This window comes from Alteromonas gilva, assembly GCF_028595265.1.
Taxonomy (GTDB): domain Bacteria; phylum Pseudomonadota; class Gammaproteobacteria; order Enterobacterales; family Alteromonadaceae; genus Alteromonas; species Alteromonas gilva.
The window spans coordinates 611,876-628,752 of sequence record NZ_JAQQXP010000001.1 but is presented as its reverse complement, the minus strand read 5'-3'; the positions used below and the strand labels follow the sequence as shown (position 1 = coordinate 628,752).

The window sequence follows — 16,877 nt, the reverse complement described above, 5'->3', positions numbered from 1 at the left end:
CCCGTTTCAATTAACTGTTCTGAGGCGATGCCTCAATCCCTTGATTAATAGAATTTGATCGTGGCGCCTAACTGATAGGTTTGCCCGTACACTTCTTTTTGATACAGGATGTTGCCACCGCTTTGCTCGTTGCCCTGGAAGTAGCGCAAATCTTCCTGAGAGGTTAAGTTGAGCGCATCAAAATACAGTTGCACGTTTTCAGTCAGGTCATATTTGAACTTGGCATCTAAACTCATATAACCGTCCTGATATTGATCGCCCCAAACCTTACAGCCTTTAACGTCAGTCAGCTCGGCAGACTCCGGACAAGAACCAATCTGCTCCAGTATTTCAGAACGATGATTGGCAATTAAGCGTGCTGAGAACACTTCGTTCTCCCAGCCGACAGTAAGGTTAAAGGTTTGATCAGCCTGATCGGGCAAAGGCACGACCCCCTGACGAATGGTGCCGTCAAGACGCGCCTCACTGTCTAGAAACGTGGCATTAGACTGAATAAAAAAGCCGTTTTCAAAATACTGGTTATAGCTCAGCTCCACACCATAGACGGTAGCAGTGTCGCCATTAAGGGTTATGTTGATCTCTTCCAAAAACAGATCTTGTGGAATAACAAATTCGGTCACCTGATTCACCGGCAAACGCACCGGCAAGTCATTCAACGACATACCTACCCCGTTAACGTCAATAATGAAGTTTTCGATGTCTTTATAGAACAGTCCTATTTCCATAAACAGGTTTTCACTGGCATACCAACTCAGTGACGCATCGTAGTTAATCGAGGTCATCGCGGTAAGATTGGGGTTACCCACATCCAGAGTGTTATTCGACGCCAGAATGTAGTCCTGTAGCTGTTGCAGGTTAGCGCTGCCCTGATCGTCGTCGCAATCATCACTGGCTGGGGGGCACAACTCTATGTCGGCATCGAATGTGGCAAAGCCTCTTGCTTGCTTAAACGAGGGACGGGTAAAACTGCTCCAAACCGCACCACGAATAAGTATATTCTCGGTAGGCTCGTAACGCAGGTGAACACTGGGGAAAAACTCGCTGTATGTAATGGATGCTTCCGGCAGTGGAATGGCAATATCCAGTTCCCCGTTACCAGCGCCGTTAAATTCAAAGTCGTCGTTTTCCAGCGACATAAAGCCGGTTGAGGCAAATTCGGTTTCTACCCAACGCACACCGGTGATAACGGATGCATCCAGTCCGAGTGGAAACTCCGTCATTGCATACGCAGCCTTGGTGTCTTCGTCGATAGTGTAGTCGCCTTTTGTACTTTCTATCGACTCTTCACCATTGGTGGCACTTTCAAGTGTCTGACGCGTAACATCGACAATGGCATCTACCGTCGCAGAACTTTCAAACGGATACTGGAAATTACTGTTTGCCGGAATGTCGCTGGGATAATCTGCCAGCGAGGAATTCACCGCATCAATGCATGCCTGATCGTTGTTACAATCGTCGGCCGACGGATCAAAACTCCAGCGGTTTTTATCGCGCTCATGGAAACGTTGGGTAAATAACCCGCCCACTTTGACGTAGTTAATGTAATCGCTGTAGAGATCTTTACGCAGATTTACCTGCCAGCTTTCGAGATCGTCACTGCGCAGTCCGCCCTCTAAAAATAAGTTGTCGAAGATAAAGTTATTTAAGTCACTGCCATCGCCTGCAGCGGCGTTGCCAAACATGCCTTCAACATAGGGTTGCCCGGCAAAGGACGCTGCCTCTTCGGGGCTCATCACACGGGCGTCTATTGTATCCCTACCGCCACGACCGTAGACGATCAGATCGCGTTCACGGAACTGCACACGGCGATCGCCGCGAGAGTCTTCTTCGGATTTTGAACGTGCGTATTCATAATCGAGGATCCAGGTTTTGGCAAACGTATTGCGCCCGCCAAGGCTGAAAGTCGTGGTTTCGTTGGTACTTTCCTGAATAAAGTGCTGGTGAAATACATCGATGTCTGACAGTACAAACTCTTTAGTCTGCTCATCGACGAACAATATCTCGTCATTGCCAAATGAGCCGGCATCCTGAAAATCATAAAACTCGCGCAAGGCGAAGTCACCATCATCATACTTAGTGTAGGTCCCTTTCACATAATAGTAGGCGTCTTCCGATGGCATATACTCGACATTGAGGGCGCCGGCAGTGCGGGTACGGTCAGCAATTTCCCGGCGGTACTCTAACTGGGCGGGGCCGAGAATTTCCGGACCCAGATTGCCCGCCGCGATATCATCATCGGTAAGCGGAAAGTCCGCGCGATAAAACTTCATTTCGTTGGAACTGTGATGGCGCGTCTCGTCGATCAGCGTTTCGCGGTCTTCATAGGACAGCGCATAACCAATGCCCACTGTATTATCGAGCAGCAATTCGGTGCCATTCAGGCTAAAACGCGGTGAGTAGGCCTCACGCAATTCGTTATAAGCGCCCTGCATTTTAAGGTTAAGCGTCTCTTTACCGCGATCAAAGGCAGAAATGGCTTTTACATTCACCGTACCGCCAATGGAGTTGAGGTTTTGATCGGGGGTTAATGACTTCAGAACTTCGATAGTACCGAGTAGATCCGCAGGCAACGAGTCAAGACTAACGGCACGGTCTTCTCCCGCTCCCGCCATTTCTGAACCGTTCATATTCACCGAGACAAAGCTCGGGCCCAAACCACGTACCGCGACGAACTTTCCTTCGCCTTCGCTACGTTGGAGCGTCACGCCCGGCAAGCGCCGCAACGATTCAGCCACATTCTGATCGACAAAGTTACCCAGTTCGTCAGTGGAAATCACCGAGCTAAAACCGTCTTTCATCCGTTCCAGATCGCGGGCTTTCATATCGGCAGTTTTAACGCCTTTTACCTCAATGATCTCCAGATCTTGTTGGTCGTTGCTGTTGTTGGTTTCTTTGGTAGTTTGTGAGGGTGCAGATGGTGAATCAGCTTGCTGTGTTTGTTCTTGTGCTTGCTGAGCATAAACCGGCATAGATAGCGCTAGACTCGCCATAACCGCGTTTAACTTAAATACTCTCATAATCCTTTCTCCGAGTACGAACGGCGGGTTCGTATAAATGAGTACGATATAATTTTTAATATGGCACGTACCGCAAATGTAACACTTAAACTCTATGCCACCGGTGGCAATATATCCCTGAGAAAACATTAAATCAACATATTTTTAACACATGAGTGACAATTACTATTGCTGGCTAACGGCGTTACTTAAAGGTGTCCGCGGTAAAAAACACCTGTGGCCAACGCTATAAAAGGGCACTAACGGGTAAATTCCTTTGCGTAATTTGCCCAGCCCTCGGGGCCTAACACCGTTAATTCAGAATTAATCAGACCGTTATTATGAGTCGGTTTACGCGTAGATATTTCGTTGATAATGCGTGTGTCTACCGAGTCCTGAAAAGCGCCCTTAGCATTACGATTAGCACCAACATCCGCCCTCTCGATGAGCATTTGATAAGCGCCATAAGCGCTTAGTGTACCGGACTCGAAAGTGGCAAACGGATGCTCTGTCAGGGTACTCTTTAACAGGGCATTCACCGCATTATCATCCAGTTTCTTTTGATTCTTAACGACTAAACCACGCCGGTTGTTTTGTTCAAAATCAGGTTCGGTGATCATCACATTGCCTGCTACGTAAGCTCTGGCCTCTGGCACATCCGGTTTTGACCAAAACTGGAAAAAATAACGATCTTGTGAAGCCGGTCCCGGAATATAATAATTATTAACCAGGTTAAACTGGCTCCCCTCAGCACCGTAACCGCTGTTATCTCCCCAATTAAAAATAACATTATTGCGAATATCTGTGAGTTCTTCCGGTTGGGTATAGGGGGCCTTAAGGCGATACCCGTTAATACGCGGATTACGACTGTCATGGTGGGCGATCACATTGCGAATAAAGCTGGCACTGGCACCGCCCCATATGCCACCGTAGCCATGGCTGCCCTTGTGGTGGCCGGCCTCTTTCAGGCTCTCGGAGATAATAGAATGCTGCAGGGTAAACCAACGATTGTTGTAGAACGAGGCGACTTCATCGTTCGCCCAACTCAGCGAGCAATGATCAATCATAATGTGCTGCTGGCCCCTGGCAGTCAGGGCATCGCCCTCCTGTTGCCAGTGCCCCGGGCGAAAACGCATATAGCGTATGATAACCTGACTTGCCTTAATGGCAGTCTGGGCGCCGGTTACGACAATTCCACCCGGCGAACTCTGGCCATTAATGGTGATATAATCATGCTTTATTTCTAACTCAGCTTTTAAATGGATAATACCGGAGACCGAGAATTCAACCACACGCGGTCCCTTTTGCTTTACGGCATAGCGCAGTGTACCCGGTTGCGGGTGTTGCGGGTCATCCGCTAACGAGCTAACAACGTAGCGCTTACCACCTGTCCCCCCCTGGGTGAATTGACCAAAACCTAACGCTCCTTCAAAAGCAGGCTCAGGATTGGCATTGCAAACGCAGGTAAAAAAAGCGATGGTTACTGTTGCCATTAACGTTAGCAGTCTCTTCATATTCCTCATTCCAGCCGTAATAGAATCGCCGTTACCTTCACCGTATCAGAGACGAAGCAGGTTTAATGTTACAAATATCCTGGCGCAACAAATAATTTGCCACCGGTGGCATTTGATTAAAAATAGCGCAGAACAATATTATTTACAAGTTAATAACGTTTATAACAATTGTTAGGGGCAGGAACGGTTTATTCAAAGCGTTTATCCCGCCGCAGCAATGAGTGGCAGTAACAATCGTCTCAACCTGACCGCCATGAGAAAAGCGAAACGTTAGTCAACGCAGAGTTATGCTGAAAAAATGTTGGATAGTGCGCACCGGCAGCACACATACTGCCGGTGATAGTAACGCTTTATTGATTCGCCCAGGCTTTTCCTTCGGCGGTACGTCGCCAGTGAAAATATTCATCCAGGGTTTCTAACGCCGGCTTATCGGGCACCGGCCCTACGTGAGGCGTTTGTTGAAAGTACATCACAGACGCAGCATCAGCACTAAAGGCGGGCCACTCGGCCAAATCCTGACCATTCGGATTGCCACTTTTAACAAAGTTAGTCCAGTACGTGGCTATTGATTCTGACAGCGCCAGATCTGTTTTGCTGACCTGCGGATTTGCCTTATCGAGTTGCTTAAAGACGAATGCTATATCCTGACCGTGGGGGGAACCCTGGTTGTATTGTGGCGAGTCTTTTGGGTAGTCCGGATGTTGATCAAAATAATAAAGATAAGCCGGCGCCTCACCATGACGTGTTTGTAGTCGGGCCCAACTCCATGTATGCCAACCAAAAGCCGCATCACGAATGAGGTTTCGGGCGCTGCGGGTGACTGCCGTGTCCGATACAGAATAGGCGTCAATGAGCTGCGGTGCATAAGGGCCAAAGCGGGTGTGGATCCCGTCTATAAATTGCTTGGCATCGTTGCCCCGCACAAAGCTCACCCCTTCATCGGAGTTATAACCGACCAGAGCGGGAACATCGTTAAAATTGCCTTTTTCATACAGGGTGAACTGGTCATCGGGAATAACGTGACCGTCAACAATCGGCCAGCCGCCTGGCAGTGACCAGCCTCTGGGAATAAATGTTTCTGCCGGCATAGCGCGTAATTCAGCAATAGAAGTCGTGCCAAACCGCTTCACGTACTCTAAACCTTCTGCTTCGGCCTGCTCCAGCGTTACCATGTTTTCGCCGGGATAGTTAACCTTACGGGTAGGGCCAAAAGAGCCACCACTTTGGGATATAGCCTTATGAAAAAGGTCCTTAGCGAGAGGCGACGCCGCCAGCATACTTACCGAAATGCCACCCGCGGATTCACCGGCAATCGTTACGTTCTTCGGATCGCCACCAAATGCGGCAATATTATCGCGAATCCATTGCAATGCAGCGATTTGGTCGAGCAGCCCGTAGTTACCGGAAACGTTGTCAGGACTCTCAGCAGACAGCTCAGGATGAGCTAAAAAGCCTAACTGACCAACCCGATAAGCAATAGTCACAACAATCACGTCTTTTTCTGCCAACTGGGTGCCATTAAACAGAGGATCTGATGCCATACCAAAGCTGAAACCGCCACCGTATATCCAAACAAACACGGGGAGCTGTTCGTCTTGAGATTGTGCCGGGGTCCAGATATTCAGGTATAAGCTATCTTCACTTTTTCCAACTGGCGGCTCGCCCGCCTGCATGGGCGCGGGCGCAAATTCATACGCTGTTTTTACACCCTGCCATGCTTTTGCCGGCTGGGGCGGTCGCCAACGCAACTCGCCAACCGGCGGTTGGGCGAAAGGTACGCCTTTAAACACCGCAATATTGTTTTCAACTTTACCTTGTAGTTTGCCCTGTTCAACGGTGACATGCTCCAGCGCCCGGGCATAAACATTCCCGGTCACGGCAACTAAGCAAAGCCATGCTGCAGCGCTTAATGTGGCTAGACGTTTCATTTTGTCGTTCTTCCTGTAATTTGTATTTCTACTCAAGTATGTCAAAAAGCTCAAAAAGCGAATATTACCTGGTAAATTGTTTGGCTTTTACTGACCAGTCCGAAAACCCTTTCACATCGTTAGCCAGGAAGGTGGCAGAGTTCGCGCTGACGCCTTTTAATTGCCAGTCTAACCACTTAATTGCCATACGGCTAAACGAACCGCCAAACGGCTCTTCAAACGTACCGGAATGACCAGCATTGGCATGATTAGCCAGCGCCACGGGAACATGCTCAATGCGCTCGTAGTCGAGCAAAGCATTCGCCGTCGCCACGTCAGTTTCTCCCCCCACCAGATACAACACGGGCCCATGAAGAGACAGCAAAGATGATTTGTTGGCCTGCGCCATTGTCATGTCACCAATCCCTGAATTAAACATTAGAAACGTTTGTACCCGAGGTTCTTCGGCCATGGCCAGTAACTGAGCCCCGCCGCAGGACTGGCCGGCATAGGCCACCCTTTTCATGTCGGCGCTATCAAAATAACGGCTGTTTTTGTCTTTTGTTGCCTGCGCAATCCAATCGAGTGCATCGACCATCATGTCGTTGGATGCCTTTACAATAGGGCGGTCATCCAAACGTTGCTGCATAGCGCCTAGTGCAATGACCAGGTAGCCGTGGGAGGCAATGTCAGAAAGCATGTGTTCAAAGGGGTAAGACGTGTCATTACAGCCACCGTTGGCAAAAATAACCACGGGCAGGCGTTGTTCCGCCAGTGCCGCCTGACGAATATCCAGCGGCTGATAGATAACAAACTCAGGTAGCGCTGAATCTGTGGTAACGACCGCCTTATACTGGCCACTACCACCTTCATCAAGTACTTTACTCTGGGTAATTTCGCCAACACTTAGTGTTGAAAAACCAATAAACGAACAGGCAAACAGGCATCTCAGTACGCAGCGGATCATAATATTCCCTTTTTCAATAGCAATACGTGCAATAACGACTAACAATGATTTCACATTTGTATGACAATTAAAACCGTTTTAATCGCGTTGATTGGCGATCCTGACTGGCCCTCAGCTCGGTGGGTAACAGCGCTATGAACCTACGCGATTAATGCTACTTAAGAGGCAGCAGGCCATGAGGGAGATATCGCTTTCACTGCACCTGACTGCCAGCTAATTGGCCGCTGCCAGCGTTGCCTGAAATGTGGTTGGGCCCGGCATTGCGGGCGAGGTTTTTTCGATAGTTGAAAAGCAGTAAGCAACTTAGTGCCGCACCCGCGGCACAAAATGCGCCTATGGTCGCAAAGCGGAAACTAAAGAACTGCGCGAGCACACCTGTAGCGGTGGTTCCCAGCATCATGCCAACCTTAATGGCATTGGAGTACACCGCCGCTGTAAAGCCGATCCTAGCAGGCAATTGATCTTGCAAAATGGTTAAGCCGAGACCAGCAAAGACACCGTAAAACAGCGCATTTATGAACTGTAGCGCAATTAACTGCCACACCTGGGTGGCAAAGAAAACGCCGATGTAAAACACCATGGCACAGCCAAAGGCAACGCCAAACATTTTGATTTTATTGCGCTTATGCGCCAGCTTGCCGGCATAGAGCATAACAGGGATTTCCAGGCAGGCTACCAACCCCATAAATATACCTGGTGTATGCGTGGCAAAGCCCAGCTCATTAATGACGTACAGCGGCAACGCTGAGGAATACATGATATTTCCCACCGACCCAAACGTAATCGCCAGTACCATCAACCAAAAATATGCCGGTGTTTTTTGAGTCCTGTGGTTTGACGCCTGCGGTGAACTAGTGGCCACTTCAGGAATGAACACTGCTGCAAAGCACAGCGCCACTAAGGCAAAGAATGCCGCCATATAAAAGGAGCGGTCAAAGTCTACCCCTGCGGCCAGGGCATAACCGAGTGGCGGCCCGCCAATCCAGGCAAACGAAATTGCGGCGCGTAACCTGGCATTGAACTGGGCTAAATTAACGTCAGGCTGTTGGACGGCCCATTGCCGGCCTAAAGTAAGTACTTGAGGAATTGCAGCATTACCCATTGAAAACAATATCACGCCAGCTACCAGCACTACCCAAAACGATGAGGTATTAGCAAATACCAGTAGCGCTGCAGCCATGCCGCTTACCGCGATCATAAACATTTTTCGGGCACTGATGCCCTTATCTGCCAGAGTGCCAAGCCACTGACTAAACACTAAACCAGCCAGTGTCACCGCTACGGTATACATACCAATATAAGCAGGCGGGCTGTGCAGCCCTTCAACAATGAATAAACTCATTAAAGGGTTTACAAAAGAACCGATCAAGCCGGTCAACATGCTGAGTATGAAAAACAATAAACCGTGCTGTTTTAACGCTGACAACAAACCAATACTACCCTACTACTAAACGCCTATGAAACAGACACACCATAGACCTGAACTGGCTGCATTAAACGGCATAACGCCAGCAACAAATACCAGGCCTGCAAATTTTGGGGCGCGAATTATAGACTATTTTGGGCGTGGATTCGACATGCTTTAAGTACCTGCAGGGGCATTAGGTGGCCCGCAAGCACGTATTGTTATAATAACGGCCTGTAACGCAGATAGGCACTCTGTGTCGAAACAGGCGCTACATTATTCAACTGCAACCAGGCGTACATCAACAATCATTACCGCGTTTGGTCCAATTGCACCCGAGTTGCCGCGCTTACCCCAGGCTAGTTCAGGCGGAATAACAAACTCAAAACGGGCGCCGGTGTTCATCAGCTGAAACCCTTCCTGCAACCCTTCAATCGCCTCGCTGACTGCATATTCTTCCGGCAGGCCTTTTTTGTAGGTGTCATCGATAACACTGCCATCGCCGAGTTTAATGCGCTGATGCACTTTAACGTTATCCTGCATGCCTGGCACCACCCCATCAGCTTGCTCAATAACACGATACAACAAGCCACTGGCCGTTGCGGTGACATCCGCTCGTTGCTGAAATTTGGCAATGACTTCTTCGCTAAGGTTTTTGTTACTGCCCCGCGAGCCTTTGGACTGTTTACGTTTAGCCATATTCTGTTACCTGCTCGATGATTCTAATCTGCTTATTATAAATGCTTTTAACAAAAAACCGGCCATGCAAGGGCCGGTTTTAGTAAGTGCGTACAGGATTATTCTGCGATAAGCCGAATACCGTAAATGCCGCCGGCAACCGAGCCGGGTTTAGCCGCAAACTTTAAGGTTAATTCTTCGGCTGTCGTCATTGCCTGACTGAGTGGATAATCAACGGTATAAAAATCGGCCTCAGGCTGACCTTCAGGCAGCGTCACGGAGGCTAATACTTCACCGTTAATCAACACATCAAACCGGCGGTCAACATCACCACTAAAATAGGTCAGGCGTAGCGCTGTTGCGCGTTTTTCAGGATTAGACAACCTGTACTGAAAATACCCGCTGGCATCACGCCAGTGCCGCCCGTTATTAACACCAGCCTGGGTGTCCTGACCTTTAAAGTCGTGTTCCACCTCAGGCTGCTGCTCTCCCGGCGTTATTTTATCTACCGTCATCGCGGCAAGCGCAGCCTCGTTATCGGCCCGGGCGCTGGCATCAGTGACGAACTGGTCAAATCCGCTTTTGTCTAATTGAGGCCAGTAAACCTGATAGCGCGAATCATGCAGCCGGAAAAACGGCACTAAACGCGCTGCAGACTGCGGCTTGACTGGCTCTGCGATAGCAACATTGTTCTGGGCAATAAAAGCCAGTTGGTTAGCGTCTTCGCGCTGCAGATTATTCAAAAAAACCTGTGGCTCGCCGAGCATAATAGGTAACGCTTCAGGTGGGCAAACCGGGCCCGCGGCAATGTGCCCCATGCGGCTATCGTCGGCAACAAAGTTGAGCGCTTCATCCTGGAACGCAGTAACCGGTGTTGCCATCACGACCGGACCGTAAAGCACCGAGTAGTAGTCTTGTCCATCGGGCAGTTGTTCAACGGTAAGCTCTGGATGTAAGTTAAAAGTCACTTTGTCATTGTGTTGCCACTGGCGGTTAATCTGTACATATCCATCGGCAACCACTGCCTGAGCTGGCTGGCCATTCACCTTGACTTCTAACGCCTTGCTGGCCCACTCCGGTTGGCGGATATTAAGGGTAAACGTCGCAGGCGTATCGTTAGTACCAATAACCAGCGATACCTCATCCTGATCAGGGAACCGGGTTTGTTGCTCAATAACCACACCTTTGGATTGCCAGTTTACCGTGGCAGACATGAACAGGTTCACCCATACCGCATTGTCAGTATGGGTAAACACCAATTCGCCATACTTGCTGTGGTTTTCGATGCCAGAGCCCACGCAACACCACATTGAATCATGTACCGATGAATACATACGGTAATGGCCTGGACGCATAGACGTAAAGTACACTAATCCGCCGTGTTCCGGGTGTTGACTGGAGAGAATGTGGTTATAGGTTGCCCGCTCATAAAAATCGAGATAGCGCTGTTCTCCCGTATGCAAAAACAGCATTTTACTCAGCTTCATCATGTTATAGGTGTTGCAGGTTTCAGGCCCTTCAATGTCTTCAACCATTGGGGTGAAGTCCTGTTCATCATGAAAATGCTCACGCACGCTGTTGCCACCAATACTCACGCTTCGGCGTTGAGTTACGGTTTGCCAAAAGAATTTTGCAGCATCAATCCAAACCTGATCGTCATCCAGTTCGGCCACCCGCAAAGCACCAATGATTTTGGGAATTTGCGTGTTCGCGTGCAACCCTGTGAGCTTATCCTGCTGCTTGGTAAGCGGGTCCAGTATTGTGTTATGGGTAAATTTTCTGCCTAGCGCTAAGTATCGCGCATCGCCGCTGATATTAGCCATGTCGGCAAATACCTCATTGAGACCACCATGTTCAGAGTAAAGCATTTGCTGAATTTGCTCATCACTTAGGTTAGCGGTGATATCCAGCATCCATGCGCCTAAGTCCATTAGCATAGTTTTCGCTTGTTCCCGGTGAGCGATTTCGTAAGCGTCACGCAAGCCATGAAAGATTTTATCAATATTGTATAAGGGTACCCAGCGCTCGTTCAGGCTGAACAAATCGGCATTGATATTACCGGCTTTTATTTCTGCCCACATCGCTGCGCTGTTGGGAATACCGCCTAAATAGCCATCACCTGCCTCTTGCGCGGCTTTTAGCTCATCGAGCATATAGTCGAGGCGTTCCACCAGCGATGTATCACCAGTGGCGGCATAAGCCAGGCTCAGGGCACTTAAATAATGGCCGCCGATATGACCATCAAGGCCGGTATTCTCCCAGTTTCCGTAGGATTCAGATTTCGCTGCGATACCAGCTTCGCGTAAGTAAGGCGCCAGTAACTTGTCTGGCTCCATCGCCAGCAGATAATTGACGTTCGTGTGCATCGCGTGAGCAAAGGGCCCATCGGTAATTCGGACCTGCTGTAAATCAAAGAGTCGGGCGTCAGCAACGCGCTGCACAACAGAAGAATCGGTCACTGCGACCTTATCAGCAGGATTAGCTTGCTGATTAACTTCAGTTGGTTGGCTACAGCCATTTATACCCAGGAGAATTGCACTGACACATGTTGCCAGACACCAGTGTTTAATTGTCGTAGTTTTCATTCCAAAGAGCCATCGCAAGTAGGTGAATGTGGAGCAGCGAACGTTAGCCTGGCGGGAGTTAACTTGCCCAGCCCAGGGCGTTTGTCGCTACCCATTACTGAGTCTCGACTGAGGGCGTACCACATGCGCCGGCGCTTGCGCCAGCCTTTTGTTTGTCTCTGCACACTGTGTTCATGCCCTTCAAAAAAATAAGGCGGTAACCCTTGGATTACCGCCATAACATTACTCATTACGCGTTTACTAACATTAAAACGCTATTTTAATTCGGCTGGAATATCGGTTGGGTCGATGCTCTCGCCCTTCGCCTTACGCTCATTAATAACTGCGTTACGCTTGGCCTGAACAACCGCCGACAGCTGCTGATACTGATCATCAGTAATTTTATAACGGCCCATGAGCCAACCCACCAGAAAATGGAAGAAACCGGGGATAACTGTCAGCATTAGCACAATACCCAGCAGCGTAAACTCGGTTTGTTGTGTTGACGCCTCATAATCAAAATAGGTTAGCAACCAGCCAACCAGCGCGCCGGCAATGCCCATTCCCGCTTTTTGACAAAATGAAATTCCACCAAACGCCAGACCAGCAACACGCTTACCGGTTTTGCTCTCACCATAATCAACCGCTTCGGCAATGGCCGACCAAAAAATTGGAGCATGCAGGTCAACCACAAAGCTAATTAAGAAAAACAGGATGAACGCCAGAATGACATCTTGCGGACCAACCAGAAAGTACATCGCAGCACTGAGCAAACCAACCGCCATTTGACTAAAACGGAACAGCTTCACCTTGCAGTAACGCTTGGTGATCCATGTTGACGCTACCATCGCTAAAATCGCTGCGCCCACACCCGTCGACAAGAACATAGACTGCAGGCCAGCATCGCCGCCGAGATAATATTTAGCATAATACAAAGCAACAGAGCCACGCACCACGTAACCAATTGTACCGAGTACACATACACTGCACAAAATAAGCCATTGGTCGTTTTTAAACAGTAAAGAAATTTGCTCTTTAAGCGGCTTCTCTTCTACTTCGTGCTCTAAACGCTCTGTCGTGGTAAAAAAGCAAAACAGGAACATTACCACGGCAAGCCCAGCCATTAGTCCCATCGCGGTTTGATAACCGGCAGCAATATTGCCTTCCCAGTAATCCGCACCAGCCATCCAGGGTACAATAATAGTGACTAAAAATGCCGCCACCTTAGCGAAGAACAAACGATAGCCATTGGCTGAGAGTTTTTCTTTTGGATCAGCAGTCATTACACCGATCAAAGAAATATAGGGTATTGTCACCGCCGTAAACATCAGGGTAACAAAGATATAAGTAGAGTAAGCCCACACCAGTTTGGCGTTATAATCTACGTCTGGCGTGCTGAATGTGAGGAATACGGAAATACCGAACGGCACAGATAAGAACAAGAAATAAGGGCGATATCGACCCCAACGACTGGTGTAACGGTCTGTTACCATACCCATTAGTGGGTCACTTACCGCATCCAGAACCCTCACCAGTAAGAACATGAGTGCCATATCTGATGGCTTGAGGCCAAAAACATCTGTATAAAAGAATGTGATGATCAACATCATCGACGAGATCACAACATTGACTGCCATGTCTCCGGCCCCGAAACCGATTTTTTCTAACCGGGTTAACTTATGCGAAACCATACCACGCTTCCGACTGATAGCCTGAACAAATCAGGCATATTAAAATAAAAATAAGGGCATTCATTTAGCCCCCTATTTGCTGCATTTGCAAATCAAATGTTAACGCATAATATACTATTATCATACTTTTAAAACAACCTTGTTTTAGCGTCATGTTTAATCGACTCTAGATCACGCGCCAACCCAGTATTGCATGGTAGTTCAAGCCCTTTTAAAAAAAAACCCCGGGTTAAACCGGGGTTTTACTTTGCACACTTATTTACATTTTTTACATGTTGTAACGGAAGCCAAGAGCAAACGTACGACTGTATAACGCATTAGAGAAGTTATGCGTTTCAGGGAACTGATAGTACTGCGAGAAAATCTCTTCAGTAATATTGGTTGCATCGAAAGTTACCGATACTTGTTCAGTCAAGTCATAGGTTAACTGGAAGTCCAGTGACTTTTCAGGCTGCGAATAAATTGGCAGCGGGTTAGCAAATGAACGCGCCTCGTAGTTACGCAGGAAGCTTTCACGCCATACGTAAGATAAGCGCATGCTCAAATCATCTTTATCGTATACCAACACGGTAGAATGAGAGCTATCAGACACACCAAATACAGGCTGTGAAATATAGCGCTCTAACTCACCGGTTGTGCGGTCAAAGATTGGAATATCCTGCTCTGAATCCAGGGCAGTATAACTCGCCTGCACACCAAATCCGTCTAACATATCCGGCAGCCACTCAGGGAAGTACACCGCGCCAATCTCAACACCACTCAGGGTCGCATTCGAGGTATTGTCTGGCTGGCTCAGGATATACGGATACGGCTCGTCATCCTGTGGACCCTGGGCAACAATGTTACGCACTGAGTCGTACACCAAACCTTCGATGTCACGGTTGAAGTAAGTTGCATAAACCGTGTTGCCTTCACCAAAGTAATACTCCAGTGAGAAGTCGAGGTTTACTGACTCAACTGGATCCAGGTTAGGGTTACCACTTGACGCTGTGCCATAACCGATATTCGTTACGTCAGGGAAATACGTAATATACGAGTTAAGCTGCGCGAAACCAGGACGACGAATCGTTTCTGTATAAGCAAAGCGCGCAATCAAATCGTCGGTAAGGTGATAACGAACAACAGCGCTTGGCAGCAGTGTCGCATCATCACGGTCAGCAGACGTTGGGTCTAACGAACGATCGAAGAACTGCATGTCAGCTTCGGAGGTTTCATAACGTAAACCAAGCTGACCGTCTAATTGACGACCACCAATCTCTGTTGAGAAATCAGTTTCTACATACAGTGACAGCGTCGTTTCCTGGATATCAAAGTTGTAGAAGGTATCCAGTAACGGGTCACCTGTAAAGCCATAACGATCGCGCCACATATCACGCTCGCCAAACGCTTTTTGTGCGTCCATTAATACCCATGATTCCGGGTAATCAGCTCGGCCATCAAAGAAGTCGCTGTTAGTGCGGTAGTAAGACTCGTCAAAGTCAGTCATTGGCGCGCCACCCGCAGCACCGCTGATTTCGCGGCTGCCTTCGGTTGCAGTACGCTTGTCATAAAACACACCAAAGCTCACCGATTCAAAGAAGTCGCCATACAACAGGTATTCGCCATCCAGGGTAAACGTCAGAGAGTCACCTTGTGAAGCACCACCATTATCGTACATTTCAGCAACAGAATATTGTGCCGGATTGGTTACGCTACCATTAATGACTTCAACCGCTGGAACACCATTACCATTGGGGTTGATGTGGTGAAAAATACGCGGCTGACCAGCGTTAGTACGCAGGGCCATAAAGTCAGTTTCAAACTCAGAATCCTGGTAGTAGATTTCAGATTTAAGGGTAAACTCGTCACTGATAAACCATTTACCACCTAGCGCATACAAGTAGCTGTCAGTACTAGATTCTACATAGTCGGCAGAGTTGAAGTTGAACGCATCGTTAACGAAGCGCGACTGAATAATATTGGTGCCAGGAATCGTTTCGATAGGATCGTTTGGATTAACGTTACCCCACCAGTCCACGAAGAAGAAGTTCAGACCTGTGAAGTTTTCAGTACTGAAACCATTGTAAAATGCTTCAAAGGTATATTCAGATGAGCTGTTTGGCGCATATTGTAAAGAAACATTAACCGCAGGACGTTCACGCTTACCAGTGCCATCAAACGCGAATACCGCATCACGGGCTAAGTAATAAGGAGTTTCAACACCGTTTATGTTCAGCGTAGAACCTTCAGAAAATGGCAGGCCCTCTTCTAAACCCGGCTCCCAGCAGTTAGGTGAACACTGGTCAGGAAAGATACGTTGCAGTGGCGTAAAGCCCGCCGCAGGCTGCTCGGTCATAAAAGGAACCATCGCACCAGCAGTAATTGACTGATCGCGGAAATTTGTGCGAGTGTACGCCACATTCACTAAGGCGCCAAACTCACCACCACCATCAAGCTCCCAGCGATTTGATACCAAGGCACTAAATTGTGGGTCAGTTTTATCTGCCTGCTCCTGGTTGATCATACGACCGGCGACCACAACAGCTGCACCGTCAAAATTGAACGGGCGCTGGGTGTTTACATCGATTTGACCAGCAATACCACTACCAATCTGCGAGGCAGAACGTGTTTTATAAACATTAACACTTTCAAGTAAGGCGGCTGGAATATCGGCCAGCGCTACAGCACGGCCTGCAGAGGTAAAGATGTTACGACCATTAACAGTTGTGGTCACGTCTGACAAACCACGAATCGTCACGGTATTGACTTCACCCGCACCGCGGTCGGTGACCTGCACACCAGTTACACGCTGTAATGCCTCTACCACGTTGTTGTCTGGGAACTTACCGATATCAACGGCAACAATCGAATCGACGATTTGCTTTTCCTGACGCTTGATCGCGATAGCTTTATTAAGACTGCTTCGTACACCAGAAACCTCAATGATCTCTACTGTATCTTCTTGTGTGTTTGTGTCCTGAGCGTATGAGGCCTGCCATGACATAGCCATCACAATGGCTGTGGCAATATGCGTTCGCTTGAACATATGTGTTATCTCCCAGTTTAAATCATCCGATATGAATAATGATGTTCGGATGTGATTACTGAATTACCGTGTGCTGGTGTGCACGTAGGTTCCAATGCTTTCTTTACGTTATTGTGTATTGTGTTAACTT

General features: G+C 48.4%; 9 protein-coding genes. All 9 read right to left on the bottom strand.

Features of this window, described 5'->3' with window-relative positions; genetic code table 11:
• Positions 1-44: 44 nt before the first annotated feature.
• Positions 45-3,017, bottom strand: a complete 2,973-nt coding sequence (locus tag OIK42_RS02830; RefSeq protein ID WP_273638202.1) for a TonB-dependent receptor — start codon at positions 3,015-3,017, stop codon at positions 45-47.
• Positions 3,018-3,256: 239 nt separating this feature from the next.
• On the bottom strand, positions 3,257-4,510 hold the full coding sequence (locus OIK42_RS02825; RefSeq protein WP_273638201.1) for a pectate lyase family protein: 1,254 nt from the start codon (positions 4,508-4,510) through the stop codon (positions 3,257-3,259).
• A 350-nt stretch (positions 4,511-4,860) separates the two neighbouring features.
• On the bottom strand, positions 4,861-6,438 hold the full coding sequence (locus OIK42_RS02820) for a carboxylesterase/lipase family protein (protein ID WP_273638200.1): 1,578 nt from the start codon (positions 6,436-6,438) through the stop codon (positions 4,861-4,863).
• 64 nt (positions 6,439-6,502) lie between these two features.
• A complete protein-coding gene (locus tag OIK42_RS02815; protein WP_273638199.1) occupies positions 6,503-7,429 on the bottom strand; it encodes an alpha/beta hydrolase family protein in 927 nt (308 codons plus the stop codon).
• A gap of 148 nt (positions 7,430-7,577) precedes the next feature.
• Positions 7,578-8,726, bottom strand: coding sequence for a sugar efflux transporter (locus OIK42_RS02810; RefSeq protein WP_374211836.1), 1,149 nt, complete (start codon positions 8,724-8,726; stop codon positions 7,578-7,580).
• Between the two features lie 339 nt (positions 8,727-9,065).
• The gene (locus tag OIK42_RS02805; protein WP_273638198.1) at positions 9,066-9,488 is read right to left on the bottom strand and encodes an FKBP-type peptidyl-prolyl cis-trans isomerase; all 423 of its coding nucleotides are present in this window, start codon (positions 9,486-9,488) and stop codon (positions 9,066-9,068) included.
• A 98-nt stretch (positions 9,489-9,586) separates the two neighbouring features.
• Positions 9,587-12,052 carry a glycoside hydrolase family 127 protein gene (locus OIK42_RS02800; RefSeq protein ID WP_273638196.1) on the bottom strand — a complete coding sequence of 822 codons (2,466 nt, stop codon included), beginning with the start codon at positions 12,050-12,052 and terminating at the stop codon, positions 9,587-9,589.
• 254 nt (positions 12,053-12,306) lie between these two features.
• Entirely contained in the window at positions 12,307-13,722 is a 1,416-nt protein-coding gene (locus tag OIK42_RS02795) for an MFS transporter (RefSeq protein ID WP_273638194.1), read from the bottom strand.
• A gap of 268 nt (positions 13,723-13,990) precedes the next feature.
• Entirely contained in the window at positions 13,991-16,747 is a 2,757-nt protein-coding gene (locus OIK42_RS02790) for a TonB-dependent receptor (RefSeq protein WP_273638193.1), read from the bottom strand.
• Positions 16,748-16,877 lie beyond the last annotated feature (130 nt).

Coding starts and splice junctions, on each gene's coding strand:
- OIK42_RS02830 (WP_273638202.1), bottom strand. CDS start 3,017: ATGAGAGTATTTAAGTTAAACGCGGTTATGGCGAGTCTAGCGCTATCT.
- OIK42_RS02825 (WP_273638201.1), bottom strand. CDS start 4,510: ATGAAGAGACTGCTAACGTTAATGGCAACAGTAACCATCGCTTTTTTT.
- OIK42_RS02820 (WP_273638200.1), bottom strand. CDS start 6,438: ATGAAACGTCTAGCCACATTAAGCGCTGCAGCATGGCTTTGCTTAGTT.
- OIK42_RS02810 (WP_374211836.1), bottom strand. CDS start 8,726: ATGAGTTTATTCATTGTTGAAGGGCTGCACAGCCCGCCTGCTTATATT.
- OIK42_RS02805 (WP_273638198.1), bottom strand. CDS start 9,488: ATGGCTAAACGTAAACAGTCCAAAGGCTCGCGGGGCAGTAACAAAAAC.
- OIK42_RS02800 (WP_273638196.1), bottom strand. CDS start 12,052: ATGAAAACTACGACAATTAAACACTGGTGTCTGGCAACATGTGTCAGT.
- OIK42_RS02795 (WP_273638194.1), bottom strand. CDS start 13,722: ATGGTTTCGCATAAGTTAACCCGGTTAGAAAAAATCGGTTTCGGGGCC.
- OIK42_RS02790 (WP_273638193.1), bottom strand. CDS start 16,747: ATGTTCAAGCGAACGCATATTGCCACAGCCATTGTGATGGCTATGTCA.